This window comes from Nostoc sp. CHAB 5715 (assembly GCF_020829685.1).
In the GTDB taxonomy this organism is placed as follows: Bacteria; Cyanobacteriota; Cyanobacteriia; order Cyanobacteriales; family Nostocaceae; genus Nostoc.
On record NZ_JAIVFR010001172.1, the window covers coordinates 1 to 2,076 of the forward strand.

The window sequence follows — 2,076 nt, forward strand, 5'->3', positions numbered from 1 at the left end:
CAGATAATTGGACAGCGACAAGAGGTTTTGCGAACAGCTTTTGCTTCTTTTGAGGGCAAACCTTGTCAAAAAATTGCACCAACATTCAACCTAAAATTGCCAGTTATTGATTTACAAGCTTTACCTCCAAATCAACAGCAGCAAGAAGCCCAGCATTTAGCCATAGCCGAAGCTAGTCAACCATTCGATTTAAGCATAGCGCCTCTGATGCGGGTGACATTAATTCGTCTAGCGCCCCAACGAACCACCCTATTACTAACATTACATCACATCATCGCTGATGGTTGGTCACGGGGAATTTTGCTGCGGGAATTGGCACAATGCTATCGGGCGCTGGCTTTGAGGCAAAACCCATCTTTAACAGAATTACCGATTCAGTATGCAGATTTTGCCCTGTGGCAGAGACAATGGCTTCAAAAAGAAGAAATAAAAGTGCAATTGGCGTACTGGCAAAAACAGTTAGCCGACTTGCCCATGCTAGAATTACCGACAGATTTACCGCGATCGCCTTTACAACAATTTCGCGGTGCGACACAATCAGAACTACTACCGCGATCGCTTCTGGAATCACTTAAACATCTCGCCCAGCAGCAGAGTGTAACTCTATTTATGCTGTTGCTAGCAGCATTTAAAGTATTGCTACATCGCTATTCTGGGCAAGATGAGATTGTTTTAGGAGTGCCTTGCGCCAATCGCAATCGCTCGGAAATTGAACCACTAATTGGCTTTTTTGTCAACACTCTAGTTTTGCGTACAGATTTATCTGGCAATCCAAGCTTTCATACCGTCCTGGAACGGGTGCGAACAACAGCAGCAGAGGCTTTTGGGCATCAAGATGTCCCTTTTGCCAAAGTAGTAGAAGCGGTACATCCAGAGCGTGACTTGAGTCATAATCCCTTAGTGCAAGTCATGTTTCAGGTGCAAAACGAGGCATATCAGTTGCAGAATGACTCCACCTTAAACTTACTACCAGATTTGCAAATTCAGCAATCTTGGGTAGAAACAGGTTCAACCAAATTCGATTTAACTTGTCATTTGGTAGAACGCTCCCAAGGGTTGTTAGTGGTGCTGGAGTACTGTACGGATTTATTTCATCAGCAAACCATCGCCCGAATGATTCAGCATTTGGGGGTTTTATTAACAGCAATTGTCACTGATTCCCAACAACGCCTCTCGGAATTACCAATTTTGACTACTCAAGAGCGGCGACAGATATTAGAAGAATGGAATCAAACCCAAGTTAATTATCCCCAACTATGGCTGCATCAGCAATTTGAGGCTCAGGTAGAAAAGACACCCGAAAATGTCGCTGTTATTTCACCCCACCCCAACCCTCCCCTTGTTAAGGGGAGGGAGAAAGACAGCAATGCTCCCCTTGTTAAGGAGAAACTAGATTTTCCGGTTTCCCCCCAATATATCAGGGGATTAAGGGGGATAATTCCTGGAGACAAGGGGAGGGACGCTGCCCTAACCTATAATGAACTCAACAGCAAAGCCAATCAATTAGCACATTATTTGCGATCGCAAGGCATTACCACAGAGTCTTTAGTGGGGATTTATTTAGAACGATCGCCCCAATTAATTATCGCTTTATTAGCAGTCCTCAAAGCTTCTGGAGCATATATTCCTTTAGATAGTAAATTGCCAAGCGATCGCTTGGCGTATATGCTAGCGGATGCTCAACCAGCGATTCTACTAACAATAGATGCATTTGCTCACCAGTTACCACATTCTTGTCAAGTGGTTTGTTTAGACAAAGATTGGCAAGATATTGCTCAAAACCCCGAACACAATCCCGTCAACCTCGTTACGGGCGACAACCTAGCATATATAATTTACACCTCAGGTTCCACAGGCACACCCAAAGGGACAATGCTTACCCATCGAGGATTGGCGAATTATTTAAACTGGGCGATTAGAGCATATCCTCTGACAGCAGGGACAGGAGTACCTGTACAATCCTCAATTAGCTTTGATGCCACAATTACCAGCTTGTACAGTCCTTTACTAGTTGGTAAACCAGTAGTTTTATTACCAGAAGCTGAAGAAATCGAAGCACTAAGTAACGAGGTTGAC

1 protein-coding gene is annotated in these 2,076 nt (G+C 44.1%); it reads left to right on the plus strand.

The annotated features are described in order from the left end of the window. A partial coding sequence (locus LC574_RS37340) for a condensation domain-containing protein (protein WP_229458657.1) occupies nt 1-2,076 on the plus strand: 2,076 nt, incomplete at both ends.